The organism is Streptomyces phaeofaciens (genome assembly GCF_014648915.1).
In the GTDB taxonomy this organism is placed as follows: domain Bacteria; phylum Actinomycetota; class Actinomycetes; order Streptomycetales; family Streptomycetaceae; genus Streptomyces; species Streptomyces phaeofaciens.
The window spans coordinates 158,834-182,543 of the sequence record NZ_BMSA01000010.1 but is presented as its reverse complement, the minus strand read 5'-3'; the positions used below and the strand labels follow the sequence as shown (position 1 = coordinate 182,543).

General features: G+C 71.8%; 26 protein-coding genes. 13 read left to right on the top strand and 13 right to left on the bottom strand.

Annotated elements, in window-relative coordinates:
* Positions 1-15: 15 nt before the first annotated feature.
* Positions 16-903 (bottom strand): MaoC/PaaZ C-terminal domain-containing protein, encoded by an 888-nt coding sequence (locus IE275_RS18850; RefSeq protein WP_189712479.1) that lies wholly within the window; start codon positions 901-903, stop codon positions 16-18.
* Entirely contained in the window at positions 903-2,207 is a 1,305-nt protein-coding gene (locus tag IE275_RS18845) for a 3-oxoacyl-ACP reductase (protein ID WP_189712478.1), read from the bottom strand. Before IE275_RS18845 ends, IE275_RS18850 begins: the two co-directional genes overlap by 1 nt.
* Before the next feature lie 89 nt (positions 2,208-2,296).
* On the opposite strand from IE275_RS18845, the gene IE275_RS18840 reads away from it, so the two are divergent.
* The 4 genes from IE275_RS18840 to IE275_RS18825 all read left to right on the top strand — a co-directional run bounded on the left by IE275_RS18840 (position 2,297) and on the right by IE275_RS18825 (position 7,160).
* Positions 2,297-3,631, top strand: coding sequence for an acetyl-CoA C-acetyltransferase (locus tag IE275_RS18840; RefSeq protein WP_189712477.1), 1,335 nt, complete (start codon positions 2,297-2,299; stop codon positions 3,629-3,631).
* A gap of 276 nt (positions 3,632-3,907) precedes the next feature.
* Positions 3,908-5,818, top strand: a complete 1,911-nt coding sequence (locus IE275_RS18835) for an AMP-dependent synthetase/ligase (protein WP_189712476.1) — start codon at positions 3,908-3,910, stop codon at positions 5,816-5,818.
* Between the two features lie 45 nt (positions 5,819-5,863).
* Complete coding sequence (locus tag IE275_RS18830) at positions 5,864-6,349, top strand: hypothetical protein (RefSeq protein ID WP_229870350.1); 486 nt, start codon at positions 5,864-5,866, stop codon at positions 6,347-6,349.
* 13 nt (positions 6,350-6,362) lie between these two features.
* On the top strand, positions 6,363-7,160 hold the full coding sequence (locus IE275_RS18825) for a HEAT repeat domain-containing protein (RefSeq protein WP_189712587.1): 798 nt from the start codon (positions 6,363-6,365) through the stop codon (positions 7,158-7,160).
* Positions 7,161-7,169: 9 nt separating this feature from the next.
* Here the strand turns inward: IE275_RS18825 and IE275_RS18820 are convergent, their stop codons facing one another.
* The 6 genes from IE275_RS18820 to IE275_RS18795 form a co-directional block, all read right to left on the bottom strand.
* Positions 7,170-7,658 carry a hypothetical protein gene (locus tag IE275_RS18820; protein WP_189712474.1) on the bottom strand — a complete coding sequence of 163 codons (489 nt, stop codon included), beginning with the start codon at positions 7,656-7,658 and terminating at the stop codon, positions 7,170-7,172.
* A gap of 126 nt (positions 7,659-7,784) precedes the next feature.
* Positions 7,785-8,801 (bottom strand): hypothetical protein, encoded by a 1,017-nt coding sequence (locus tag IE275_RS18815; RefSeq protein WP_189712473.1) that lies wholly within the window; start codon positions 8,799-8,801, stop codon positions 7,785-7,787.
* Positions 8,802-9,280: 479 nt separating this feature from the next.
* Positions 9,281-10,351 carry a CU044_5270 family protein gene (locus IE275_RS18810; RefSeq protein ID WP_189712472.1) on the bottom strand — a complete coding sequence of 357 codons (1,071 nt, stop codon included), beginning with the start codon at positions 10,349-10,351 and terminating at the stop codon, positions 9,281-9,283.
* Positions 10,348-11,004, bottom strand: a complete 657-nt coding sequence (locus IE275_RS18805) for an RNA polymerase sigma factor (protein ID WP_189712471.1) — start codon at positions 11,002-11,004, stop codon at positions 10,348-10,350. The genes IE275_RS18810 and IE275_RS18805 overlap by 4 nt, the downstream gene beginning before the upstream one ends.
* 81 nt (positions 11,005-11,085) lie before the next feature.
* On the bottom strand, positions 11,086-11,274 hold the full coding sequence (locus IE275_RS18800) for a DUF397 domain-containing protein (RefSeq protein WP_189712470.1): 189 nt from the start codon (positions 11,272-11,274) through the stop codon (positions 11,086-11,088).
* The gene (locus tag IE275_RS18795; RefSeq protein WP_229870348.1) at positions 11,271-12,137 is read right to left on the bottom strand and encodes a helix-turn-helix domain-containing protein; all 867 of its coding nucleotides are present in this window, start codon (positions 12,135-12,137) and stop codon (positions 11,271-11,273) included. Before IE275_RS18795 ends, IE275_RS18800 begins: the two co-directional genes overlap by 4 nt.
* A gap of 124 nt (positions 12,138-12,261) precedes the next feature.
* Here IE275_RS18795 and IE275_RS18790 point away from each other — a divergent pair, with 124 nt between their 5' ends.
* The 3 genes from IE275_RS18790 to kstD all read left to right on the top strand — a co-directional run bounded on the left by IE275_RS18790 (position 12,262) and on the right by kstD (position 15,143).
* A complete protein-coding gene (locus tag IE275_RS18790) occupies positions 12,262-12,690 on the top strand; it encodes an ATP-binding protein (protein WP_229870347.1) in 429 nt (142 codons plus the stop codon).
* Between the two features lie 57 nt (positions 12,691-12,747).
* Entirely contained in the window at positions 12,748-13,245 is a 498-nt protein-coding gene (locus IE275_RS18785; RefSeq protein WP_189712469.1) for a peptidylprolyl isomerase, read from the top strand.
* A 122-nt stretch (positions 13,246-13,367) separates the two neighbouring features.
* Entirely contained in the window at positions 13,368-15,143 is a 1,776-nt protein-coding gene (gene kstD / locus IE275_RS18780; protein WP_189712468.1) for a 3-oxosteroid 1-dehydrogenase, read from the top strand.
* 42 nt (positions 15,144-15,185) lie between these two features.
* Here kstD and IE275_RS18775 read toward each other — a convergent pair whose 3' ends face one another.
* Genes IE275_RS18775 through IE275_RS18760 form a run of 4 tightly spaced genes read right to left on the bottom strand, consistent with a single transcriptional unit; the run spans position 15,186 to position 17,326 of the window.
* Positions 15,186-15,599 carry a DUF1877 family protein gene (locus tag IE275_RS18775; RefSeq protein ID WP_229870370.1) on the bottom strand — a complete coding sequence of 138 codons (414 nt, stop codon included), beginning with the start codon at positions 15,597-15,599 and terminating at the stop codon, positions 15,186-15,188.
* 28 nt (positions 15,600-15,627) lie between these two features.
* Positions 15,628-16,275, bottom strand: coding sequence for a class I SAM-dependent DNA methyltransferase (locus IE275_RS18770; protein ID WP_189712466.1), 648 nt, complete (start codon positions 16,273-16,275; stop codon positions 15,628-15,630).
* A 38-nt stretch (positions 16,276-16,313) separates the two neighbouring features.
* Entirely contained in the window at positions 16,314-16,628 is a 315-nt protein-coding gene (locus tag IE275_RS18765; RefSeq protein WP_189712465.1) for an AzlD domain-containing protein, read from the bottom strand.
* Complete coding sequence (locus IE275_RS18760; RefSeq protein WP_189712464.1) at positions 16,625-17,326, bottom strand: AzlC family ABC transporter permease; 702 nt, start codon at positions 17,324-17,326, stop codon at positions 16,625-16,627. Before IE275_RS18760 ends, IE275_RS18765 begins: the two co-directional genes overlap by 4 nt.
* A gap of 68 nt (positions 17,327-17,394) precedes the next feature.
* On the opposite strand from IE275_RS18760, the gene IE275_RS18755 reads away from it, so the two are divergent.
* Positions 17,395-17,958, top strand: coding sequence for a helix-turn-helix domain-containing protein (locus IE275_RS18755; protein WP_189712463.1), 564 nt, complete (start codon positions 17,395-17,397; stop codon positions 17,956-17,958).
* A gap of 133 nt (positions 17,959-18,091) precedes the next feature.
* Here the strand turns inward: IE275_RS18755 and IE275_RS18750 are convergent, their stop codons facing one another.
* Positions 18,092-18,295 (bottom strand): cold-shock protein, encoded by a 204-nt coding sequence (locus IE275_RS18750; protein ID WP_003974443.1) that lies wholly within the window; start codon positions 18,293-18,295, stop codon positions 18,092-18,094.
* A gap of 290 nt (positions 18,296-18,585) precedes the next feature.
* Between IE275_RS18750 and IE275_RS18745 the strand changes: the two genes are divergently transcribed.
* The 5 genes from IE275_RS18745 (at position 18,586) to IE275_RS18725 (ending at position 23,701) form a co-directional block, all read left to right on the top strand.
* On the top strand, positions 18,586-19,443 hold the full coding sequence (locus IE275_RS18745; protein ID WP_189712462.1) for a menaquinone biosynthetic enzyme MqnA/MqnD family protein: 858 nt from the start codon (positions 18,586-18,588) through the stop codon (positions 19,441-19,443).
* A 44-nt stretch (positions 19,444-19,487) separates the two neighbouring features.
* Positions 19,488-21,200: a serine/threonine-protein kinase gene (locus tag IE275_RS18740; protein WP_189712461.1), complete on the top strand. Its 1,713-nt coding sequence runs from the start codon at positions 19,488-19,490 to the stop codon at positions 21,198-21,200.
* Positions 21,197-21,976: a prepilin peptidase gene (locus IE275_RS18735; protein ID WP_189712460.1), complete on the top strand. Its 780-nt coding sequence runs from the start codon at positions 21,197-21,199 to the stop codon at positions 21,974-21,976. Before IE275_RS18740 ends, IE275_RS18735 begins: the two co-directional genes overlap by 4 nt.
* Positions 21,977-22,047: 71 nt before the next feature.
* On the top strand, positions 22,048-23,247 hold the full coding sequence (gene mqnC, locus IE275_RS18730) for a cyclic dehypoxanthinyl futalosine synthase (RefSeq protein WP_189712459.1): 1,200 nt from the start codon (positions 22,048-22,050) through the stop codon (positions 23,245-23,247).
* A gap of 7 nt (positions 23,248-23,254) precedes the next feature.
* Positions 23,255-23,701, top strand: a complete 447-nt coding sequence (locus IE275_RS18725; RefSeq protein WP_189712458.1) for an imidazolonepropionase-like domain-containing protein — start codon at positions 23,255-23,257, stop codon at positions 23,699-23,701.
* The last annotated feature ends 9 nt before the right edge of the window (positions 23,702-23,710 follow it).

Sequence of the window (23,710 nt, the reverse complement as noted above, 5' to 3'; positions counted from 1 at the left end):
TCCGAAAGAGAGGCCCTAGGCCCTGAGGGGCTCCACCCGCCCGCTCACATGGATCCGCCCGGAGGCGTCCCCCGTCCCCCGCAGCGCGAACCGTTCCCCGTCCGAGGCGAACGCCACCGTGCCCGGCAGCAGTACCGGGGCCCGGAAGTCGGCGTGCACCCGTACGGCCGGTGGGGTGCCGTGGGCGGCGAGGCAGCGGGCGACGGTCCACATGCCGTGGGCGATGGCGCGGGGGAAGCCGAAGAGGCGGGCGGTGAGCGGGTGCAGGTGGATGGGGTTGCGGTCGCCGGAGACGGCTCCGTAGCGGCGCCCCACGTCCCCGCCGAGCCGCCACTCGTCCAGGACGGGCGGCGGCGCCGGCTCGGGCTCCGGTTCCCTCGGTGCGGCGGGCGTGGCGGTGCGGTGCCGGGCCAGGTAGGTGCTCGTCGACTCCCAGACCGTCGCCCCGCCGTCCACTGCCCCGCCGTTCGACGCCCCGCCCTCCGCCGCCCGCAGTTCCGTGACGACCGACGCCTGGGTCCCGCGCCGGTGCGGGGACAAGTGGTCGACGTACACCGTGAGTTCGTAGGTGTCCGCGGCGGCCAGGGGGCGGTGGCGGGTGATCTCGATGGACGTGTGGACGAGTCCCAGCAGCGGGAGCGGGAAGGCGCGGCCGCTCATGAGGGCCATGGCCAGGGGGAAGCCCAGGACGTGGGGGTAGGTGACCGGCAGGCCGTCGCCGCCGGTGGCGAAGCCGCACACCCGCTCGTAGCAGGAGAGCCGGCCGACGTCGACGCGCAGGCCGGGCAGGACCAGCCGGTCCCCGGTGAAGGCGGCCCCCGGGCGGGGTCTCTTGAAGGGCGAGAGCAGCGCGCCCCGCGCGAGCAGCGGCCCCAGCGACGGCGTGTTCTTCAGCGAGGTCATCACGCCCCCAGCAGGCTCTGGCCGCACACCCGCACGACCTGTCCGTTCACCGCGCCGGACGCGGGGTGGGCGAGCCAGGCGGTGGTCTCGGCGACGTCGACGGGCAGTCCGCCCTGGGCGAGGGAGTTCATCCGGCGCCCGGCCTCCCGGATGAACAGCGGTACGGCGGCCGTCATCCTCGTCTCGATGAATCCGGGGGCGACGGCGTTCACGGTCACCCCGTGCTCGGCGAGGGCGCGGGGTGCGAGGGCCCGTACCAGCCCGGCGATGCCCGCCTTGCTCGCGCCGTAGTTCGTCTGGCCCGCGTTCCCGGCGAGCCCGGCGATGGACGCGGTCGCCACGATCCGCCCGCCGGGGCGCAGGGTGCCCCGGGCGAGCAGGGCGTCGGTGGTGCGCAGGACGCTCGCGAGGTTGACGTCGAGCACCGGACCCCACCGTTCGGCGGGCATGTTGACCAGGCGTCGGTCCCGGGTGATCCCGGCGTTGTGGATCAGTACGTCGAGTCCGTCGGGGAGCGCGTCGGCGATCCGCCCGCCCGCGTCGGCGGCGGTGATGTCGAGTGCGAGGGCCCGTCCGCCGAGCCGTTCGGCGACCTGCCGGGCGTCGGCCTCGGCCTGGGGCACGTCGAGGACGACGACCGTCGCGCCGTCGCGGGCGAGGGTCTCGGCGACCGCCTCGCCGATTCCGCGCGCGCCGCCGGTGACGAGTGCGGTACGGCCGGCGAGCGGCCGGTCCGCGTCCCCGTACGCCTCGCCGTGGGCGGCGCCGACCCCGATCACCTGTCCGCTGACGTAGGCGGACCTGGGCGACAGCAGGAACCGCAGGGTGGACTCGGCGGCCTCCGCGTCGGTCAGCCGCACCAGGTTGACGGTCCTGCCCCGGCCGATCTCCTTGCCGAGGGAGCGCACGAACCCTTCCAGGGCCTGCTGGACGGCGGCCCGGTGGTGGTCCTCGGTGTCGAGGGGCGCGCCGAGCACGACGATCCGTCCGCTCGCCGTGACGGTCCCCGCGACGGGGTGCAGGGCCGTGTGCACCTCGGCGAGGGTGTCGACGTCCCGGACCCCGGTCGCGTCGAGGACGACGGCGGCGGTGGGGCCGGTGGTGCCGAGCGGCAGGCCCGTGCGGGCCAGTACGGGCGCGAGGTCGAGGGTGGTCCTCCCGGCCGTAAGGTGGATCAAGGATCCTGTGAGAGACGGGTGTTCGGGGGACCAGCGCCTGAGCGCCGCCGGTTGCGGAAGGCCGAGCCTTCGGGTGAGGAAACGGCCGGGTGCGGTGGCGGTGAAGCTCAGATAGCGGTCGGCCATGTTCGTCTCCCACGGGCTCGGCACACATGCTTACTCTGGAGTAAGGTTACCGAGGGTAAGTCTAGGTCAAGGGTGAGGAGCAGGTCGAGATGAGTGCCTCGGAGCCGTCACGGCTGAAGCTGGTGGAGCCGTCGGATTTCAGCCCCTCGGAGCCCCCGCGCGCCCGCCGCGTCGCGATCGTCGGCGGCACCCGTGTCCCCTTCGCCCGCTCCGACGGCCCCTACGCCACCGCCTCCAACCAGGAGATGCTGACGGCGGCCGTGAACGGCCTGGCGAACCGTTACGGCCTCGACGTGCCCGGGGTCGTCGGCGAAGTGGTCGCCGGCGCCGTCCTCAAGCACAGCCGGGACTTCAACCTCGCCCGGGAGACCGTCCTCGGCTCGAAGCTCGACGCCCGGACCCCGGCCTACGACATCCAGCAGGCCTGCGGCACCGGCCTCCAGGCGATCATCGCCGCCGCGAACAAGATCGCCCTCGGCCAGACCGAGTCGGCGATCGCGGGCGGCGCCGACACCGCGAGCGACGCCCCGCTCGGCGTCAACGACGCGCTGCGCCGCATCCTCCTCGAAGCCCGCCGGGCCAGGTCGACGGGCGCCCGGCTGAAGGCCCTCGCGAAGATCCGGCCCGGCCATCTGGTCCCCGAGATACCGCGCAACGCCGAGCCCCGCACCGGACTGTCCATGGGTGAGCACGCGGCGGTCACCGCCCGCGCCTGGGGCGTCTCCCGCGAGGCCCAGGACGAACTCGCGGCGACCAGCCACCAGCGGCTGGCGGCCGCCTACGAGCGGGGCTTCTTCCGCGACCTGGTGGTCCCCTTCCGTGACCTGACCCGCGACCAGAACCTGCGCCCGGACTCCACCGTCGAGAAACTGGCCGCGCTCAAGCCGGTGTTCGGCACCGACGGCCCCGAACCGACCATGACGGCGGGCAATTCGACCCCGCTCACCGACGGCGCCGCCGTCGTCCTGCTCGCCTCCGAGGAGTGGGCGCAGGCGCGCGGTCTGGAGCCGCTGGCCTATCTCACCGCGTACGAGACGGCGGCCGTGGACTTCGTGCGCGGCGATGTCGCGGGCGGCGGGGACGGCCTGCTGATGGCGCCGGCGTACGCGGTGCCGCGCATGCTGGAGCGCACCGGGCTCGGCATCGAGGACTTCGACCTGATCGAGGTGCACGAGGCGTTCGCCTCCCAGGTGCTGGCGACCCTCGCGGCCTGGGAGAAGCAGGGCCTCGCACCCGTCGACCGGGACCGGCTCAACGTGGCGGGCTCCTCGCTCGCGACCGGCCATCCGTTCGCGGCGACCGGTGCCCGGATCGTGGCGACGCTGGCCAAGCTGCTCGCCGAACAGGGCGGTCCCGGGCGGGGATTGATCTCGATCTGCGCGGCGGGCGGCCAGGGCGTCACGGCCGTGCTGGAACGCGCCTGAGCCGCCTCGGGGCGGCGTGAGCCGCGCACGGCGGACGGCCTGAGCCGCGCACGGGAACAAAACTGAATACCCCTCACATACCTGACGATGTTGCACAGCCTCGACCCCGGACCATCCCCGAACGCCCACACCCCCCACACGTGGGCACCGTACGATCCCCTACCTAACTGGCGGTAACCCCTGTCTTCGGGGGCATCCCGGTTGAACGCCTCGGTACGCGAGGCACGTACGTATGCAGCAAGCAGTTTCCCCGCTGCACGCCCAGGGAGCCGCCCCGTGTCCACGCCGTACTCCACCTCCGCCGACTTCGACGACGCTCCCCCCGCCCTCGTGGAGCCCGAGACCCGGCGGCTGGACGGCGTCGTCCGGGAGGCGTCCGTACCGGCGTTCGTCCAGCCGGTCACGCACGGGTCGCTCGCCGACCTGCCCTACGACAACTCCGCCGCCGACCCCCAGGCGGTGGTGCTCAGCCGCAAGGGCCCGGACGGCGAGTGGACGGACATCACGGCGGAACGGTTCGCCGCCCAGGTGCAGGCCGTGGCCCGGGGGCTGATCGCGGAGGGGCTGATGCCCGGCGACCGGATCGCCATCATGGCCCGCACGACGTACGAGTGGACGCTGCTCGACTTCGGCGCCTGGGCGGCCGGCCTGGTCACCGTCCCGATCTACCCCACCTCCTCGGTCTTCCAGACCCGCTGGATCCTGCACGACTCCGGCGCGGTCGCCCTGATCACCGAGACGGTCGCGCAGGCCGCCGCGCTCGGCCCCGAACGCGACCGGCTGCCCGACCTCCAGCACCTGTGGGTGATGGAGAAGGGCCATGTGGAGCGGCTCGCGGAGGCGGGCGAGCACGTGCCCGACGGCGAAGTCGCCGTCAGACGCGGGGTGCTGGGCCCGGACACGCTCGCCACCCTCATCTACACCTCCGGCACCACCGGCCGTCCCAAGGGCTGCGCGCTCACCCACGGCAACTTCTTCGCCGAGGTCGACAACGCGATCGAACTCCTCTACCCCGTCTTCAAGGGCACCGGCGACGACCTCTCCGTCCTTCTCTTCCTGCCGATGTCCCACGTCTTCGGCCGGATGGTCGCCATCGCCTGCGTCCGCGCCCGCGTCCGCCTGGGCCACGCGCCGAGCCTGCGGTCCGAGGACCTCATGCCCGACCTGGCCGCCTTCCGGCCGACCTGCCTCCTTGCCATCCCGTACATGCTGGAGAAGATCTTCAACACGGCCCGTGCGCGGGCGGAGGAGGGCGGCCGGGTGTCCACCTTCGACCGGGCGGTCTCCACGGCCCGCCGCTACGGCGAGGCGGTCGAGGCCCACAAGACCGGCGCCGGATCCGGCCCCGGCGCCACCGTCCGCGCCGCCCGCGCCCTGTACGACCCGCTCGTCTATCGCAAGATCCGCCAGGCCATGGGCGGCCGCGTCCGCCACGCCATCTGCGGCGGCTCCCCGCTCGGCCGCCGGCTGTCGTCGTTCTACCTCGGCGCCGGCATCGAGATCTACGAGGGCTACGGCCTCACGGAGACCACCGGCGCCACCACGGTCACACCTCCGCTGAAACCCAGGCTGGGCACGGTCGGCTGGCCGATGCCCGGCACCAGGATCCGGATCGCGGCGGACGGCGAGATCCTCGTCGCCGGCGAGCACGTCCTGCGCGGCTACTGGGACCCGGCGGCGGGCGGGGTGGTCCCCGCGGCCCCCGACGGCTGGCTCCCGACCGGCGACCTCGGCGAGCTGGACGACGAGGGCTATCTGACGATCACCGGCCGCAAGAAGGAAATGATCATCACGGCCGGCGGCAAGAGCGTCGCCCCGGCACCGCTGGAGAACTGGCTGCGCTCCCACCCGCTGATCTCCCAGGCCATCGTCCTCGGCGACGGCCGCCCGTACGTCTCCGCGCTCCTCACGCTCGACCCCGACGGGCTCACCCACTGGCGCAACATGAACGGCAAGCACCCCGTCCCGGTGGAGCTGCTCATCGGGGACCAGGAACTGGAAGCCCTGCTGCAACGCGCCGTCGACGAGGCCAACAAACTGGTCTCCCGCCCCGAGTCGATCCGCCGGTTCGCCGTCCTGCCGACGGACTTCACGGAGGCGGAGGGGCATCTGACCCCGTCGATGAAACTGCGCCGCGAACAGATCCTGCGGGACTTCGCCGAGCAGGTCGAAGGGCTCTACGCGTAGTAAAGGGCTCGCGGGGCGGGCGGCCGTGCGGTGAGGATGCGGGATGTGAACGGCATCGAGTTCTTCCAGTACCCGCCGCAGGACGGCGGCCCGGTCTGGGGCGTCCGCGTCGACGGCACCGACCTGCGCGCGCACACGGCGTGGGCGACACGCGAGCTGTGGCGCCCGGAGCTGGAGGACCAGTTCGAGGACCAGGAGCGGGAGTCGGCCGAACTCCTCTGGCGCGGCCACGACGGCCTGGGCGTCCTCGACTTCCCCGAGAACCCCTTCCTGCCCGTGGCGGCCGACAGCGCACCCCTGCTCGGCTGCCCCTGCGGCATCTGGGAGTGCTGGCCCCTGACGGCCCGCATCGCCGTGACCGCCACGACGGTCACGTGGTCCTCCTTCCGCCAGCCGCACCGCGAGCAGTGGGGCGAACTCCCCCTCGGCCCGTACGTGTTCGCGCGGGAGACCTACGAGGCGGCTCTCGCCAACCCGGAGGTGGCGGCTTCGGACCCACTGGGCCCGCCCCCGGCCGGACTGGGGGTGTGAGCGGTCCGTGGCGATGTTCGTGCACCTCACCTCGGCGGCCGACGCCCAGCGCGTCCGCCGGTCCGGGATCCGCGCCGCGAGCCGGGGCCAGGGCGGCGCCCGCGGCGTCTACTGCTTCCCGGTCCTGCCCTCCCACACCCTCACCCACCAGTGGCTGCGCGAGCTGGCCCGCTTCGGCAGCCGGGGCGGTCTGGTCGCCGTGCACGTCCGCCTGGACGACGCCCAGGAGATGCTGGTCGGCCACTACCGGGACCGCGCCCGGGACGCCCAGGTGACCGTCACCGCTGCCGAGGCTGTCCGGCGGATCTCGGCGCTGGAGGACCCGCGCGGCTGGGAGGTCTTCGTGCCCCGCGCGATCCGCCCGCGCGAGATCCACCGCATCCGCACCGCCCCGCAGGTCGCTGGCTGGCGGTACCTGCCGGGCGCCCACGGCACCCGCCCCTGCACCTGCTACGGCTGCGCGGTGCGCGGCGGTCACGGCGCCCGCCGCCTCCGCGAGCGCCTGCCGCACCCCCTCGACGGCCCCGGCCCGCCGCCCCGCGTCCTGCTCGCCCGGATCGCGGCGGCCGGCGACCCCGGCGATCCGGCGGTGCTGAAGGAGGCCCTGCACTGGTTCGCCAAGCGCCGTCGCGGCCCGGTCGCCGAACTGGCCCGGCTGGCCACCCACCCCGACCCGACCGTGCGGGAGGAACTGGTGTGGGCGGTCTGCGGCTGGAAGACCCCGGGAGTGCCGGCCCTGCTCGACCGCCTCGCCACCGACCCCGACGTGGACGTCAGGGAGGCGGTGGAGGCGGTGCGGTCCCCGGAGTGACCCGGAAGGCTAGGCGCACTCTGATGTGGGAAGCACCGTGTTGCCGTCGCCCAACGGCGATTCGGCCAGCCCCAGCCCCGTCCAGTAGACCCCCACGGAAGCGCGCGGGTTGCCGTCCGCCACTGTCACGAAGAACTCGGAGACGTACCTCTGCCCACCTGCTGTCAGGCCTTCGAGCTCCAGTACGCGTCCCCCCGCCGACTCCTTCGTGCTTCGCACCGGTGCCGAACGAATGACGCGCGGCTTCGCGCCGGGCTTGAGACAGAAGTCGTCGGCTTCCTTCCACACGCCCTCGCAGGCTTCCACCTGGTAGGCGAATCGCTTGCAGAACTCGTTGCCGTTCGAGCGGGCAGCATGCGACGCGACGTCGTCGAAGACCTGTAGCGCCTGCTCGGCAGTGACAGACGGCGTGGCTTGACCGGGCGATGCGGTGGCCTCGGGCGAGTCCGTTCCGCACGCGCCCGCGAAGAGAACCAGGGGCACTACCAGGATGGGCATTCTTTGACGCATGGGGGGCTGCCTCTTGTTTCGGTCGAAGCCAACAGGGTCGAGATCGCATGACTCCGGCAGATTCACCGGGCGAAGCTGGACGAGACTTCTCGGTGTCGCGTTCAGCAACGTTCCTCACTCGTGATAGCACGCAAGGCAGACATCAGAGTTGAGCCAGTGGTGCCATTTCGGACGCCCGGCGTTCTGGCCGACCTTCACAGCGACTTGGTGCGCCGTTCCGCGGGCAGAGTCGGTAACCTTTCCCTTCCAGTAACTGCTCATCTTTCCGGCTTCCTCATACTTATTGATCAGTTGCTTCTCGCAGATGTCGAATTCGCCACCGACGGATGCATTGAGCAGTGAAACGCTAAGACTTCTCGACCGGCAGTCGTTTCGGTCCTGGCTTGCGTTGGGCGCCCAGTCTTCCCAATGCACAGTGGGCCCCGATGTCGCACGCTCGACGCCATAGCCACAGGACGTCAGACGTCCTCTCTCGCCACGGCAGGTGCTCGTCACCTTGACGCTGTAGTAGTTCCAGGTGCGGTTTCCGTCGTTTCTTTCCACCCAGTTCTGATGGCAGCCGTCATTCCAGCTCGACTTGATCCTGTCATCGCCGAGATTCTCGTAGTGCCACTTGCGGGAAAAGCAGGCGCTGGCGTACTTCTGCACGTACGGCCTCGCCGCTGCGGCTACCGCAGGATCATCCTGAGATTCCAGATCGGGGGTTTCCGCGTCCCACTCGACATTGAACTGGCACACATCCGAGCCGGCGTTGGCAGAAAGCGCCGCTTCGGTGTTGGCCCTGTAGGTAATATTGGTGGCACTTTTCGGTGCCACCAAGGTCTCGGACTGGACGTCACAGGAGCTCGGGGAGGTCCCCGCAGCTGCGAATACTTCATCCATGTCGATCTGCAGGACCTTGTAGTCGCTCTGCAGGGCGGTAAGGCTCCTCGCTCCGGCAGTGCGGAGTGTATCGGAATGGCGACCTGTGAAGTCCGCCAGCTCCGCTTTGCCGGCTTCCGTGCTCGTTACATCCACTGAGTTGCTGCTGGTGACGGCAACTGTTCCGACGTCCGGCTCTGCGACAGGTGCTGCCTGATCGGGTTGCGCGGCCTGAGCCAATGGCGTGATGCCGACGCCGGTGAATATCACCGAAAGCGTAGCAGCTGAGATCAGGGATGCGCGTGCAAACGGTTTCACAAATCCCCCGTTGTTCAGATGGCGGCCCGAGTGGGCGTGATGCGCTGCAAGTAAATCGACGGAAGTGTGACGGAGTGGTCAGTCACCACCGCACTTCTTCGATTTGGAACGGAGTCGATCCTATGTGCGGACAGCGTCTTACGGGGAGATTCTGTGAATGGTTGAGTGAAAGTTGAGGTTCGGTCGGACGTGACAACAATGATTGATCGGTGAATCATTGCGTAATGCTTCAGGCATATGGGTCGCCGTGTTGGCTTCCGGGTGTGTCCGGTCTCCGGTGAGAACGGTCGCCGCTTGGCGAACACGGGTGGGCGTGGTCCTTGGTCCGAAGGAGCCCGCGCACGGCGTTGTTGGCATAGCGGTGCAGCTCGACCGCCTCCCCGACGTGGACGTCTGGGAGGCGGTGGAGGCGGTGCGGGAGGGGTAGCGGGCTACGGGCGCTCGCCGGGCTTGTCCACGACCCCCCAGGCGTTGCGCACGCTGGTCATGACCAAGTCCTCGGGCGCCATCGTGAGGTCCTCCTCGAAGGGCGGGGCTTCCATGGGTGCGGCGGTCGAGATCTCTCCCAGGTACGCGTACGTCTCCGGGTCGAAGTAGATCTCCTGCTTGCCCTGGTAGCCCGAAGGGGTGGGCTCGCCGTAGTGCACCTTCACACCGATCGCCGGGCGCCCGATCGGATCCTTGATGCCCGTCTCCACCCGGGCGCCGTCGATCTTTGCGAGCGCCCGGAAGAGGCCCGCCTGGGCGTTCGGCGGGATCAGGACGGAGCGGTACAGGACGTCGATCTCCCGCCAGTCGCGCTGCGCCGCCGTCTCGCCCTCGATGTCACCGATCGCGTGTTCCTTGCGGATCGCCTTCATCATGCGGTCGGGGTCGCTCGGGAGGGTCTTGAGGAAGCGGTAGAACTGGCGCTGCGAGCGGTCGTCGTAGCCCTCCTCCTTCCACTTCTCCTCCTGGTTGGGCCCGTACCAGACCTGGAGCTTGTTCGGGTCGAAGTCCTTGATGCTGCCCGTGCCCGGGATGCCGGGCAGACGTGCCTCACCGGTCCCGTCCCAGCGGGTCCACTGCTCCGAGGACGAACCGTTGTCGCCCAGGACCGTGCTCTTCTCGTACACCCACTGCTTGGGTCCGGGCTCGGGGGTGCCGATCTTCTCCACGGTGGCGGCGGCCAGTTCGAGGGTGGCGGCGGAGGCCTGCGCGGACAACACCTGAGGGCCAGTCCTGCGCTCGGCGGTGGTCGTGGTCGGCGTGCCGTCGTCGGATCGGACGGCGATCAGGCCCCCGGTGACGGCCAGGGCCGCGGTCGCCGCGACGGCGATCAGGACGAGTCGGCGCCGGGGGCGCGGAGCGGTCGCTGCGGTGGATGGCCGGGCCTCCTTCTGGAACGCCGTGCTCAGCCGGGCGCGGGCGGGTGCGAGGCGGTCGCTGTCGGGGAGGGGGGCGTCGGCCCGCATGGCACGGACGGCGGGCAGCTCGGCGGTCGGTTCGTCCAGCTCGTTCATGCCAGGTCGCCTTCGGGTACGTGCGGTCCGAACGGGTCGGCCGGTTCGGTGAGGGGGCTGACCACGTCTGCCGTGGCGCGCAGCTTGCGGCGGGCCCGGTTGAGCCGGGACCGGACCGTTCCGACGGGGATGTCGAGGGCCTCGGCGATCTCCTGGTACGTGAAGTCGGCCCAGGCGAAGAGCAGCAGCGCGTGCCGGTCGCCCTCGGAGAGCTTGGCCAGGGCCTTCGCGAGCGGCCGGGAGGCGGCCTGCGCGGCCACCCAGTCGTCGGCGGAGTCGGTCCAGCTCTCGGCCACCGGGTCCTGGCCGGTACGGGCGAGCAGCCGCAGCGCCCTGACCTCTTCCCGGCGGTGCCGGCTGATCAGCTTGGCCGCGATGCCGTGCAGCCAGGGGCGCACCCCGGCCCGCTCGCTGTCGTAGCGGGCCCGGATCCGGAAGGCCGTCAGGAAGGTCTCGGCGGTGACGTCGTCGGCCGCGTCCGCACCGAGCCGCCGGGCGACGTACCGGTGGATGGTGGGCGCGTGGCGGTCGAACAGCACCGCGAAGCGCTCGGGTTCGTCGAGCGACGCCGCGATCAGCGCGGTGTCCGCCGGCGCGGTGTCGCCACCGGACGTGCCGCCCCCTGGGGAGGGACGGCACAGCGAATCAGTCATGGACGGGCCCCGTGTGGTCTGAGGAAAAGGACAGCGTTCACTCAGACTTGTCGATCGGGGCCGATCGGGTTCACGGCTGGGTCAGTTGGTGACCGCGGAGCGGCTGAGGAAGCCGGCCCAGGCGGCGGGGGAGAGGGTGAGGACCGCGCCCTCGGGGTTCTTGGAGTCGCGGATGTGGATGGCTTCGGGGCAGGTGGCGACTTCGAGGCATTCGCCGCCCTCACCGCTGCTGTAGCTGGACTTGAACCAGGCGAGGTCCTCGCTGCTCATAGCTCCACCAGCTTCCCTTCGATCAAGTTGCGGGACTCCATGGGGTTGAGTGCCAGCGCGCGCATGAAACCATAGCGGTCCGCGATCTTCCTGACCTCTTCTGGATCGGTGATCAGCCGGGGGTGCCCCTGAGCCTCCGTGTATGCCACTTGCCCGTGTGCCTTGGGAGTCAGCAAATTGAACGCGCTGTCCAAGTTGGGGTGCTTCTCGCGTCGCGTCGGCATCACCTGGATTTCGACGTTCCGTAGGCCGCCAACCCGCAGCAGATTCTCCAACTGCCCTTTGAAGATGGCCAGTCCGCCAATCGGCCGATCCAGGAGAACCTCCTCGATGACGTAGCTCACGATCGGTGGGGGCCATCCGTCGAAGATCTGCTGGCGGGAGAGCCGGTCCGCGACGCGCTTCTCGATGGTCTCCTCGCTGAGGAAGGGGCGGCGTTGGCGGAACACTGCATAGGCGTAGTCCTCGGTCTGCAACAGCCCAGGCATGGCCTGGTTGGCATAGAAGTGCAGCTCAACCGCCTCCGCCTCCAGTGCCGCATAACTGCGGTACCACTCCGGATGCCGAGTCCGCACCCGGGACATCGCCTCCCGCAGCTCAGGCACCGCCTGGAGAAGCAGACCCCCGGCGTTCAACAACTCGTCCGCCTTCTCCAAAACCTCCGGCCGGATCGTCCGCACCCCCCTCTCCATCGCCGAGATCGCGTCCGGCCCGTACCCCACCTTCTCGCCGAACTCCTTCTGCGTCAGCCCCGCCCGCTCCCGCAGAAGCTTCAGCATCTTGCCCAGGGCCGTCAGCAGCCCCGTCGTGCCGTCGGCCTCCGCCGGTGTCTCCGGCCTGCGTTCATCCGTCACGTACGCCACCGCCTCCACGCCTTCGTGGTCCCGGACGACGGCCCGTACGCCTGCCCCGCCGCAGCCGTACGATTACGCAGAGTCGCCAAGTCGCCCCTGGCCAGGGTAGATACAACCGACCACGCTCGGTCAGGTGAACTCCGAAATCTCCACCCAGATCTCCACCCCCCTCGGTGAGACGATCCTGCGGCTCAGCTCCACCCCGCGCGGCGCCCGCCTGGCCCGCCGGCTGGTCGCGCAGCAGCTCATGGCCTGGGGGCATCCGTACGACGGCGAGGCCGGCCGGGCCGCGCAGCAGGTCGTCGCGGAGCTCGCCGCGAACGCGGTCACGCACGGGCGCGTGCCGGGCCGGGACTTCGAGCTGCGGCTGCTGCTCCTCGCCGAGGACACGCTGCGTGTCGAGGTGAGTGACACGCGGGGCGACCGTCGGCTGCGGATCGTGACGGACCCGGCGGCGGAGGGCGGCCGGGGGCTGGTGATCGTCACGGTGCTGGCCAGGGTCTGGGGGGTGACCGAGCGGGCGGTCGGAAAGACGGTCTGGGCGGAGCTGGAGCTGCCGTAGCAGGCCGCTCACCGCGCCGATTACCGATACGGGGCCGAATCGATGAATCATGGACCCATGAGCGACAACAGCAACGTGTACTTCGACATCACCATCAACGACGAGCCCGCCGGGCGCATCGTCTTCAAGCTCTACGACGACGTCGTGCCCAAGACCGCCACCAACTTCCGCGAGCTGGCCACCGGCAAGCACGGCTTCGGCTACGCCGGTTCGTCCTTCCACCGTGTCATCCCGGACTTCATGCTCCAGGGCGGTGACTTCACCCGCGGTGACGGCACCGGCGGCAAGAGCATCTACGGCGAGAAGTTCGCGGACGAGAACTTCCAGCTCAAGCACACCAAGCCGGGTCTGCTGAGCATGGCCAACGCGGGCAAGAACACCAACGGCTCGCAGTTCTTCATCACGACCATCGTGACCTCCTGGCTGGACGGCAAGCACGTCGTCTTCGGCGAGGTCGTCGAGGGCATGGACCTCGTGAAGAAGATCGAGGGCCTGGGCAGCCAGTCCGGCCGCACCAAGGCCAAGGTCACCATCTCGGCCTCCGGCACCGTCTGAGACGTCTGAGGCGCGCTGCGGCGGGTGGGCCCACTTCGGGGCCGCGCCCGCCGCACGGCCCTTGACTTCACAAGACCCCCGCGCGACATTCCGGTCCCCGTCGGACGAAGGGGAACACGGACATGGTCACCAGCGCGGATCCTGTGAGACGTCACCCGGCCCGTAGAACCGTCCTCGGCGCGGGTGCGGGCGCGGGTCTCGCCCTCGCCGCCGCCCCGCTGACGGCGGCCACCGCCGCCGACCTTCCGGTCCTCGGCACCTACGACGTCGTCGTGATCGGCTCGGGAGCCGCCGGGATGACCGCCGCGCTGACGGCGGCGAAACGGGGCCTGAGCTGCGTGGTCGTCGAGAAGGCGGCCACCTTCGGGGGCTCCGCCGCCCGCTCCGGGGCCGGGATCTGGATCCCGAACAACTCCGTGCTCCTCGCGGCCGGGGTGCCGGACACGCCCGCGAAGGCCGCCACGTATCTCGCCGCCGTCGTCGGCCCGGACGTCCCCGCCGACCGGCAGGCCGCGTTCCTCGCCCACGGGCCCGCCATGCTCTCCTTCGTCATGGGCAACAGCCCGCTGCGGTTCCGCTGGATGGAGGGGTACAGCGACTACTACCCCGAACTGCCGGGCGGGCTGCCGAACGGGCGGTCCGTGGAGCCCGACCAGCTCGACGGGAACGTCCTCGGCGCCGAACTCGCCCGCCTCAACCCGCCGTACCTGGCGGTCCCGGCGGGGATGGTCGTCTTCAGCGCCGACTACAAGTGGCTGGCGCTGGCCGCCGTCACCGTGAAGGGCGCCGCCGTCGCCACCGAGTGCCTGGCGCGCGGCACCAGGGCGGCCCTGCTCGGGCAGAAGCCGCTCACCATGGGGCAGTCGCTGGCCGCCGGCCTGCGCGCCGGACTGCTGGCCGCCCAGGTGCCGGTGTGGCTGAACACCCCGCTCACCGACCTGCACGTCGAAGGGGGCGCGGTCACGGGGGCCGTCGTCACCCGGGACGGCGCCACGGGTCTCGTCCGGGCCCGGCGCGGGGTCGTCGTCGGCTCCGGCGGCTTCGAGCACGACGCGGCGATGCGGGCGCAGTACCAGCGGCAGCCGATCGGGACCGAGTGGACGGTCGGGGCGCGGGAGAACACCGGCGACGGGATCCGGGCCGGGCAACGGGCGGGCGGATCGGTCGCGCTGATGGACGACGCCTGGTGGGGCCCGGCGATCCCGCTCCCCGGCGAGCCCTACTTCTGCCTCGCCGAACGCACCCTGCCCGGCGGCCTGCTGGTGAACCGGGCCGGCGCCCGGTTCGTCAACGAGGCCGCCCCGTACAGCGACGTCGTGCACACCATGTACGACCGCGACCCGACCGACCCGGACATCCCGGCCTGGCTGATCGTCGACCAGAACTACCGCAACCGTTACCTCTTCAAGGACATCGCCCCGACCTTCGTGCTCCCCGCCGACTGGTACTCCTCGGGCGCCGCCCACAAGGCGTGGACCCTGGACGCCCTGGCCGCCGCCATCGGCGTCCCGGCCGCCGCCCTGCGCTCCACCGTCGACCGCTTCAACTCCCTCGCCCTGCGCGGCAAGGACACCGACTTCCGGCGCGGCGACAGCGCCTACGACCACTACTACACGGACCCCACGGTCCTGCCGAACTCCTGCCTGGCGCCGCTGTGGCTGCCTCCGTACTACGCCTTCCGGATCGTCCCCGGCGACCTCGGCACCAAGGGCGGACTGCGCACGGACGCGCGGGCCCGCGTGCTGCGGGCCGACGGCTCGGTGATCCCGGGCCTGTACGCCGCCGGGAACGCCAGCGCCGCCGTGATGGGCCACAGCTACGCCGGCGCGGGCTCGACGATCGGGCCCGCGATGACCTTCGGGTACATCGCGGCCCTCGACCTCGCCGGTGCCCTGTAGGGCGGTGGGCCCACGCGTCCGTGAACCCGTGGGCCCGTGGGGTCAGCTGATTCCGCCGATCATGCCCTTGCCCTCGGTGGCGGCCTCCGCGTAGTACGGGCCCAGCTCCAGGAAGGGGGCCCAGCCCTCCCGTTCGAGCCCGTCCGCGACCTGGCGGACCTCGTCCGGGGTGAGCAGGAACGCGGGGCCGTAGCCGACGTCGTACTCGTCGACGGTCTCGCAGCCGTGGCCGGTCGCGCGGGCCAGCCAGGGGTAGGCGCTCGTCCAGTCCGCCGAGCCCTCCTCGGCCGCCGCCCGGCCCTCGGCGACCTCGGCGAGCGTGCGGTAGTCCTCCCCGTGCAGGGTCGCGGCCTCCTCGTTGTCGTCGTCGTCGGAGAAGAGGGCGTCGATCAGTTCGGGGTTCTCGCGGGCCTCGCGCAGCCGGGCGGGGTCGGTCTTGGCGAGGTTCAGCCACATGGACACGGGCTCGTGGATCCTTTCGGGGTCAGGGCTTGCGGGCGATCAGGAAGGCGTGCGGGGTCGACTCCCCGTGCTCGGGATCGGCCTCCCGCACGGTGCACGAGAGCGGCGCGAACCCGGCCGCGGCGAGCAGCTCGGTGATCCGCTCGGGCCGGCGGCGCTGGAAGTCGAGGGTGACCGCGTGGCCCCAGGGCCGCTCGTGGCGGCGGGGCTCGTCACCGACCTGGAAGGCGAGCAGCAGCGGCCCGCCCGGCGCGAGCACCCGGTGGAACTCGGCGAAGAGCGCGGGCAGCGCGTCCACCGGGGTGTGGATCGAGGAGTACCAGGAGACCACCCCGTCGAGTGAGCCGTCCCCGTGTCCGTCGAGGCTCAGCATCGAGCCCCGCTCGAACCGGATTCCCGGGTTCTCGCGGCGCGCGATCGCCAGCATCGACTCCGAGAGGTCGAGACCGGAGATCGCCAGCCCCAGCGAGGCCAGGAACCCCGTCACCCGCCCGGGTCCGCATCCGAGGTCGGCCACCCGCCTGCCCTCGCCGACGAGTTCGGCGAACGCGACGAGCAGGGCGCGGTCCACCGGTGACACGGTGAGCACGTCCCGGAAGTGCTCGGCGTAGTCGTCGGCGACGGCGTCGTAGAAGGTGCGGGTGGTGGTGAGGAAGTCGGAGGCTGTCATGGGCCGGGACGCTAGCGGCCCGCACCGACAACCGGGCGCTACGCCACCCCGGCCGCCCGCAGCGCCGCCGCCACCCCGGCCGCGCCGAGCACCACCACCGCGAACGGCGCCCGCCTCCACGCCAGGAGCGCCCCGGCCAGCACCCCGGCCGGCCGCGCCCATCCGGCGAAGCCGCCGGCCTCGGTCAGCGCGCCCGTCGCCAGCAGCGCGACCAGCAGGACCACCGCACCGGCCGCCAGCAGTTCCCGCAGCCGGTCCGGCAGTTCGACCCGCCCGTGCAGCGCCGGCCCGACCAGCCGGAAGGCGTACGTGCCGACCGCCAGCACCAGGATCGCCGTCACCGTCGCGTTCATCGGGCGGCCCGCGCACGGCCGTACGGCGCGAGCCCGGCGAGAGCCAGCAGGACCGGGATCCCGGCCGGGGCGAAGGGGGTGGCCGCGAGGGCCAGGAGGGCGCCCAGGGCCACGGGGCGGCGCAGCCGGGCGTCCGCGCGGAGCGAGGGCAGGACCAGGGCCACGAGGACGGCGGGGAAGGCCGCGTCGAGCCCGTAGACGGCGGTGTCGCCGAGCGCGGTGCCGGCCAGCGCGCCGACGGCGACGCCCGCGTTCCACACGGCGAACAGGCCGAGGCCGGAGATCCAGAAGGCGGCCCGGCGGCGCGCCGGGTCCGGCTGGGCCAGGGCGAAGGCGACCGTCTCGTCCGTCACCAGGTGCGCGCCGAGCAGCCGGGCCGTGCGGCCCGGTCCGAGCAGGTCGGCGACCGCGAGGCTGAAGGCGGCCGTCCGGGTGTTGAGGAGCAGTCCGGTGGCCGCCGCGGCGAACGGCCCGCCCCCGGCCAGCAGGACGCCCACCGTGCTGAACTGGGCGGATCCCGCGTAGACCACCAGGGACATCACCACCGGCACCCAGACCGGCAGCCCGCCCGCGACGGAGATCGCGCCGAAGGAGAGACCCACCACGCCACTGGCCAGCCAGACGAGTGAACTGTCCCGGACGAGCCGGCTCGGGGAGGGGGCCCCGGAAGCCTGGGTTGTTCGTTGCAGCGAACGCATGTTTTCTACAATGAACAGAACGACCTCTGTTCGTCAAGGCGAACGAGCGTACCGATGGAGCGAACGACATGGCCGAAACCCCCTCCCGTCTCCCGCTCGACCGGATCGCCGCCTCCCTGCGGCGCGAGCGCGCCAGGGCCGGGCTCTCCCTGTCCGAGCTGGCCAAACGCGCCGGAATCGCGAAGTCCACGCTCTCCCAGCTGGAAGCGGCGAGCGGCAACCCGAGCATGGAGACGATCTGGGCGCTGGGCGTGGCGCTGGGTGTGCCGTTCAGCGCGCTCGTCGAGCCTCCGGCCGCGGCCGTCCGGGTGATCCGGGCGGGCCAGGGTCCGACGGTGGCCTCGGAACAGGCGCCGTACGTGGCGACCCTGCTGTCCGCCAGCCCGCCGGGCGCCCGCCGGGACATCTACCACCTGCGGGCCGAGCCGGGCGCCGCGCGGACCTCGGAGCCGCATATCCCGGGCACCGTCGAGCATCTGATCGTGAGCACGGGGCGGGTGAAGGCGGGGCCGGCCGGGGAACTCGTCGAACTCGATCCCGGGGATTACCTGACCTACCGGGGAGACGTGCCCCATTCGTACGAGGCGCTGGCGCCCGGGACGACATTCGTGCTCGTCATGCAGCACGTGTGAGAGGCGCGGGCGGGGCGCGGGAATTCACCCGCAATTCACCGGGGGGACGGCCGGAAAGGCAGGAGCCCCGTGCCTCGCGGCACAGGGCTCCTTGGGTACTGCACTCAGAATGCGATCACACGAGGTGCGACGATCACACGGGGGTGACGTTCTCCGCCTGCGGACCCTTCGGGCCCTGCGTGACGTCGAAGGAGACCTGCTGGTTCTCCTCGAGAGAACGGAAGCCCTGCGCGTTGATCGCGGAGTAGTGGACGAAGACGTCCGGGCCGCCGCCTTCCTGGGCGATGAAGCCAAAGCCCTTTTCGGCGTTGAACCACTTCACGGTTCCGGTAGCCATAAGCCCTCCTTGGGCCCAAAGGGTCGCCCTGCTCCAGAACCTGCAAGTGTGAAAAGCGAGTGCCGCACAACTGCATACGTCTGAAAACGTCAAGAGCCCGCGGTCACATGCTCCGCAGGCTCTGTACTGCAAGGGAAACCAAACTGCAACTTGCGGGCGAGCCTAGCACGCAGGCAGCCGAAAGCAATAGAGGTCAAGATCACGTCACCCGGACGTTTGAACATCCGGTGAAGGGGTTGACTCAGGGGGTCGGAGTCCGCAGCGTACCGGACGAGGTCTAGCCTCGCGATGTGGACAATTCTCGCACCCGGCCGCGCGTCGGCCACATCCAGTTCCTGAACTGCCTGCCCCTGTACTGGGGGCTCGCGAGAACGGGCACGCTCCTCGACTTCGAGCTGACCAAGGACACCCCGGAGAAGCTCAGCGAGCGACTGGTGCGGGGGGACCTCGACATCGGCCCCGTCACCCTGGTCGAGTTCCTCAGGAACGCCGACGACCTCGTCGCCTTCCCCGACATCGCGGTCGGCTGCGACGGCCCGGTCATGTCCTGCGTGATCGTCTCGCAGGTCCCGCTGGAGGAACTCGACGGCGCCCGCGTCGCCCTCGGCTCCACCTCCCGCACCTCCGTACGCCTGGCCCAACTGCTGCTGGCGGATCGTTTCGGCGTCCAGCCCGACTACTACACCTGCCCGCCCGACCTCAGCCTGATGATGCAGGAGGCCGAGGCCGCCGTACTCATCGGCGACGCGGCGCTGCGGGCCAACCTGCTCGACGGGCCGCGCTTCGGGCTCCAGGTGCACGACCTCGGCGCGCTCTGGAAGGAGTGGACCGGGCTGCCGTTCGTCTTCGCGGTCTGGGCCGCCCGCCGCGACTACCTGGAGCGGGAACCGGACCTCACCCGCGAGGTCCACCAGGCGTTCCTCGCCTCCCGCAACCTCTCCCTGGACGAGGTCGGCAAGGTCGCCGAACAGGCCGCCCGCTGGGAGGAGTTCGACGAACGCGTCCTGGAGCAGTACTTCACCACCCTCGACTTCCGCTTCGGCGGCCCCCAGTTGGCGGCCGTCGCCGAGTTCGCCCGCCGGGTCGGACCGACGACGGGCTTCCCGGCCGACGTCAAGGTGGAACTGCTCCGGCCCCGATCTGCGTAACCTGCTGCAGAGCCCAACGGGGTCCCAGGGGGAGGGTGACGTCCATGCAGCCGCTCGGAGCCGACGAACCGACAGCCGTCGGGCCCTACCGGCTGCTCGGCCGGCTGGGCTCCGGCGGAATGGGCCGGGTCTATCTCGGCCGCAGCGCCGGGGGCCGCACGGTCGCCGTGAAGATCGTGCACCCGCACCTCGCCCTCGACGAGGAGTTCCGCGCCCGCTTCCGGCGCGAGGTCGAGGCCGCGCGGCGGGTCGGCGGCGCCTGGACCGCGCCCGTGCTGGACGCCGACCCGGAGGCCGCCGTGCCCTGGGTCGCGACGGCCTACGCGGCCGGCCCCTCGCTCGCCGCCGCCGTCTCCTCCGGCGCGGGACCGCTGCCGGAGCACACCGTGCGGGTGCTCGGCGCCGGCCTCGCGGAGGCGCTGGCGGCCGTGCACGGACTCGGACTGGTGCACCGGGACGTCAAACCGTCCAACGTGCTCCTCACCGTCGACGGACCGCTCCTCATCGACTTCGGCATCGCCCGCGCCATCGACGGCACCGCGTCCCTCACCTCCACCGGCGTCTCCATCGGCTCGCCCGGTTACATGGCCCCCGAGCAGATCCTCGGCCACGGCGTCACCGGCGCCTCCGACGTCTTCTCCCTCGGCGCGGTCCTCGCCTACGCGGCGACCGGCGAACCGCCCTTCCCCGGCGACTCGTCGGCGGCACTCCTCTACAAGGTCGTCCACGAGGAGCCGGTGCTCGGCGCCTCGGTCGCCGGCGAACTGCGCGAGCTCGTCGAGGCCTGCCTCGCCAAGGACCCCACGGCCCGCCCCGCCCCCGACGAACTCGCCCGACGGCTCGCGCCCGAGGGAGCGGCCCGGCTCGTCGCCGGCGGCTGGCTGCCGGGGGCGCTGGTCGCACAGGTCGGCCGCAGCGCCGTACAACTGCTGAACCTGGAGGCGGCCGAGGCGCGGGAGGTGCCCTCCGGGCCGGTGGGCTTCAGCAGTCCCTCCGTGGGGGAGGCGCCGGGGGTCTTCGGGCCGCCGCCGGTGATGGTGGCCGAGACGCCCGCCCCCGCGAACGCCCCCACCGGGCCCACCCCCGCGTACACCCCCGCCGGGCCCGTGCCCGTGCCGCGGGACGCCGTGCCCGGACCGGCGACACCGGCCGACGGGGCACGGCGGCCCGGCAAGGTGTCCGTGACCATGGCCGCCGGAGCGGCGCCCGGAGAGGGCGGGCGCGGACGGCGGCTGAGCTGCAGCGTGGTGCTGGCGGTCGCGGGGGCGCTCGCGGTGGCGACCCTGGGATCGACGTTCCTGTTCCGGCTCCTGCCCGACGGGGACGACGACCGGAGCGCCGGTTCCGACGCCCGGTCCGCGGCGCCGTCCACCGGTTCGAGCACGGCCGGCGCCGGACCCACCGCGCTGCCCGCCCGGTACGTCGGCACCTGGGAGGGCCAGGGCAGCGGCCTCGGCGGCACCCTCCCCATGGGCACCTTCCGGGTCACCCTCAAACCGGCGGACGTCGGCGACAAGATGGGCCAGTTGCGCCAGACCGACGTCCTCGGCGGCGTCTGCGTCGACGTCCTGACGCTGAAGAAGGTGACGAAGAAGGAGGTCGTCGCCACCTCGGTCGGTGCCGCGTCCAACCACGCCGGCTGCAACCCCGAGCCCCACACCATCCGCTTCACCCCCACCGGCGACGACCTGACCTACCGCTCGGACAGCGCGGCCGAGGGCAACCCGACCGCCCGGATGTCGAAGGCCGGATCGTGACCGCACCCCCGAGCGACTCCGCGCTCATCGCCCTCGCCGCCCTGTGGGGCGCGCTGGCGGGGGCGTCGCTGCCGCGCGCCGCCTACCGCTTCGCCGTGCCGTCGCAGGAGGCCGACGGCGGCTGGCGCCGGACCTGCCCGGCCGGACATCCGGTGCGGGGATGGCTCGGACGGGCGCGCTGCGCCCCGTGCGGCGAGCCGGCCGAACCACCCGCCCCGCCCACGGCGGCCTCGTACGGACCCGGCGCGCTCCTGCTCCCCGCCGTCACCGCGCTCGTGTGCGCGGCGCTCGCCGCCGCCACCGGCACCCGGCCCGAACTGGGCGTCTGGCTGCTGCTCGCGCCGGCCGGCGTCCTGCTGGCCGCCGTCGACCTGCGGGTACGGCGGCTGCCCGACCCGCTGACCCTGCCGCTCCCGGCCGCCGCCCTCGCCCTGCTGGCCGCGGCCGCGCTGCTCCCCGAACACGCCGGCAGCTGGACGACCGCCCTGCTCGCCACCCTCGCCCTCGGCGGCGGCCACCTCCTGCTGCACCGCCTCAACCCGGCCGGCCTCGCCTTCGGCGACGTGAAACTCGCCCTCGGTACCGGGGCCGTCCTCGGCTGGTACGGCTGGCCCACCGTCATGCTGGGCACCTTCGCCGGCTTCCTGTACGGCGCCCTGTACGGCGGCGCGCTCGTCGCCGTCCGGCGCGCGGGACGCCGTACGACGATCGCGTTCGGGCCGTTCATGCTCGCGGGCGCGCTCACCGGGTTGCTGATCGGCGCGTACACGGCCTGAGGTCCGGCGGGAGAAGCCCCTGGCGTACGCTGGATCAGTCCGTCCACAACCCTTGACGAAAGGGACGCCCGGTGTCCGAGAAGGCCGACCTCCAGTCCGTGCTCGACCGTGCCGCAGCCGGTGGGCGGATCACCCCGGAGGAGGCGCTCGACCTCTACCGCGACGCGCCCCTGCACGCGCTGGGCGCCGCCGCCGACGCCGTCCGCCGCCGCAAGTACGCCGGGACCGAGCACATCGCGACGTACATCATCGAGCGGAACATCAACTACACGAACGTGTGCGTCACGGCGTGCAAGTTCTGCGCCTTCTACGCGGCCCCCAAGGACACCGCCAAGGGCTGGACCCGCGACCTCGACGACATCCTGCGCCGCTGCGCCGAGACCGTCGAACTCGGCGGCACCCAGATCATGTTCCAGGGCGGCCACCACCCGGACTACGGCGTCGAGTACTACGAGAAGCACTTCGCCGCCATCAAGGAGGCGTTCCCGCAGCTGGTCATCCACTCGCTGGGCGCCTCCGAGGTCGAGCACATGGCCCGGATCTCCAAGGTGAGCGTCGAGGAGGCCATCCAGCGGATCCACACGGCCGGTCTCGACTCGTTCGCCGGTGCCGGCGCCGAGCTGCTCCCGGCCCGCCCGCGCAAGGCGATCGCCCCGCTCAAGGAGTCCGGCGAGCGCTGGCTGGAGATCATGGAGGCCGCGCACAGGCTGGGCGTCGAGTCGACCTCCACCATGCTGATGGGCACCGGCGAGACCAACGCCGAGCGCATCGAGCACCTGCGGATGATCCGTGACGTGCAGGACCGCACCGGCGGCTTCCGGGCGTTCATCCCGTACACCTACCAGCCCGAGAACAACCACCTGAAGGGCCGCACCCAGGCGACCCTCTTCGAGTACCTGCGGATGATCGCCGTCGCCCGGCTGTTCATGGACAACATCCAGCACATCCAGGGCTCCTGGCTCACCACCGGCAAGGAGGTCGGCCAGCTCTCCCTGCACTACGGCGCGGACGACCTCGGCTCGATCATGCTGGAGGAGAACGTCGTCTCGTCGGCCGGCGCCAAGCACCGCTCCAACCGCCTGGAGATCATCGACCTGATCCGCAAGGCCGGCCGCGTCCCCGCCCAGCGCTCGACCACGTACGAGCACCTCGTCGTCCACGACGACCCGGCGAACGACCCCGTCGACGAGCGGGTCATGTCGCACATCTCCTCGACGGCGATCGAGGGCGGCACGGCCCACCCCGAGCTGAAGCTGCTGGCCTCCAACTGACCCGGCGGTGCTGACGATCCACGCGGCGGACCAGCTCCGCCGCACCTGGGACTCCGAGCCGATCGAGCGGGGCGCCGTCGTCGTCGAGGGCAACCGGGTGGCCGCCGTGGGCCCGCTGGAGGAGCTGCGCCGACGCTTCCCGGCCGCCCGGGTACGGAGCTGGCCGGGCGTGCTCGGCCCGGGGCGGATCCACGAGGGGCCGCTGCCGGACGCCCCGTCCCCGCGTGAACGCGTGCACGCCGTGCTGAAGTCGGGCTCGGTGGCGGTGCTGGCCCGGCACGTGGGCTCACCCGAACTCCGGGCGGCGGCGGAACGCAACGACGTGGTGATCCTGCCCGGACCCCGGCCGACCGCCATCGAGCCGAGCGGCCGCGCCGATCTCGCCGTACTGGACGAGACCGGCGCGTGCGTCGCCACGGTGTGCGCGGGGCGGCTGGTGCACCGGCGGCGGTAGCGACGCCGT

Bases quoted from the DNA above. Each gene is read 5' to 3' on its own strand.
- IE275_RS18850 (WP_189712479.1), bottom strand. From the start codon at position 903: ATGACCTCGCTGAAGAACACGCCGTCGCTGGGGCCGCTGCTCGCGCGG.
- IE275_RS18845 (WP_189712478.1), bottom strand. From the start codon at position 2,207: ATGGCCGACCGCTATCTGAGCTTCACCGCCACCGCACCCGGCCGTTTC.
- IE275_RS18840 (WP_189712477.1), top strand. From the start codon at position 2,297: ATGAGTGCCTCGGAGCCGTCACGGCTGAAGCTGGTGGAGCCGTCGGAT.
- IE275_RS18825 (WP_189712587.1), top strand. From the start codon at position 6,363: ATGTTCGTGCACCTCACCTCGGCGGCCGACGCCCAGCGCGTCCGCCGG.
- IE275_RS18820 (WP_189712474.1), bottom strand. From the start codon at position 7,658: ATGCCCATCCTGGTAGTGCCCCTGGTTCTCTTCGCGGGCGCGTGCGGA.
- IE275_RS18810 (WP_189712472.1), bottom strand. From the start codon at position 10,351: ATGAACGAGCTGGACGAACCGACCGCCGAGCTGCCCGCCGTCCGTGCC.
- IE275_RS18805 (WP_189712471.1), bottom strand. From the start codon at position 11,004: ATGACTGATTCGCTGTGCCGTCCCTCCCCAGGGGGCGGCACGTCCGGT.
- IE275_RS18800 (WP_189712470.1), bottom strand. From the start codon at position 11,274: ATGAGCAGCGAGGACCTCGCCTGGTTCAAGTCCAGCTACAGCAGCGGT.
- IE275_RS18785 (WP_189712469.1), top strand. From the start codon at position 12,748: ATGAGCGACAACAGCAACGTGTACTTCGACATCACCATCAACGACGAG.
- kstD (WP_189712468.1), top strand. From the start codon at position 13,368: ATGGTCACCAGCGCGGATCCTGTGAGACGTCACCCGGCCCGTAGAACC.
- IE275_RS18775 (WP_229870370.1), bottom strand. From the start codon at position 15,599: ATGTGGCTGAACCTCGCCAAGACCGACCCCGCCCGGCTGCGCGAGGCC.
- IE275_RS18770 (WP_189712466.1), bottom strand. From the start codon at position 16,275: ATGACAGCCTCCGACTTCCTCACCACCACCCGCACCTTCTACGACGCC.
- IE275_RS18765 (WP_189712465.1), bottom strand. From the start codon at position 16,628: ATGAACGCGACGGTGACGGCGATCCTGGTGCTGGCGGTCGGCACGTAC.
- IE275_RS18760 (WP_189712464.1), bottom strand. From the start codon at position 17,326: ATGCGTTCGCTGCAACGAACAACCCAGGCTTCCGGGGCCCCCTCCCCG.
- IE275_RS18755 (WP_189712463.1), top strand. From the start codon at position 17,395: ATGGCCGAAACCCCCTCCCGTCTCCCGCTCGACCGGATCGCCGCCTCC.
- IE275_RS18750 (WP_003974443.1), bottom strand. From the start codon at position 18,295: ATGGCTACCGGAACCGTGAAGTGGTTCAACGCCGAAAAGGGCTTTGGC.
- IE275_RS18740 (WP_189712461.1), top strand. From the start codon at position 19,488: ATGCAGCCGCTCGGAGCCGACGAACCGACAGCCGTCGGGCCCTACCGG.